At 63.8% G+C, this 635-nt stretch carries 1 protein-coding gene and 1 pseudogene; both read left to right on the top strand.

Annotated elements, in window-relative coordinates; genetic code table 11:
• Positions 1 to 223: pseudogene (locus tag GO707_RS12105) on the top strand (cyclohexanecarboxylate-CoA ligase); the annotation flags it as partial.
• On the top strand, positions 189 to 635 hold a 447-nt coding region (locus GO707_RS11855), incomplete at its 3' end, for an AMP-binding protein (RefSeq protein WP_157013091.1). The pseudogene GO707_RS12105 and the gene GO707_RS11855, both read left to right, overlap by 35 nt.

Below are 635 nucleotides of genomic sequence, written 5' to 3'. Positions count from 1 at the left end.
CGTCTACGGCATGAACCTCGTGGGCTCGAGGGCGTTCATCTGCCCCACCAAAGTGGCGAAGGTCGACTTCGAGAGCCAGATTTTGAGCATCGTCGACCAGATACCGACGCTGGGACCTGTGGCGCTCGTGGACAAGGCGGCGCCGAAGCACTCCGAGCTGCCCACGGTCGCGGAGATATGCGCGCGCTATGAGCCAATCAATACCCCCCCCCATCACGTCTGACGACGTAGCCTGCATCCTGTCCACGTCCGGCACCACGGGCAAGCCCAAAGCGGTGCTGTTCACGCATAACAACCTCATCTTCTCCGAGCGGTCGTTCGTGAAGGGTACCGAGCGAACGGCGGACGACGTCATGTTCATGGCATCCCCGCTCAACCACGCCACCGGGTTCTTCCACGGCCTCATCTCCCCCATGATCCTGGGCGGGCGCACGGTGCTGCAGCAGGACTTCCGTCCCGCGCAAGCCATCGAGCAGATGAACCGCGAGGGCTGCACCTGGTCGATGGGTGCGACGCCGTTCATCTACGACATGCTCAAGTGCATCGAGTTCGAGGACGGCCCGCGGTTCGAAACACTGCAGCTGTTCCTCTGCGGCGGCGCACCGGTGCCCGGCAACCTCGTGCAGTGCGCGCAC

Origin of the sequence: Adlercreutzia rubneri (assembly GCF_009755265.1) — a bacterium.
GTDB lineage: Bacteria > Actinomycetota > Coriobacteriia > Coriobacteriales > Eggerthellaceae > Adlercreutzia > Adlercreutzia rubneri.
This window is presented reverse-complemented; position numbering and strand designations above follow the sequence as displayed.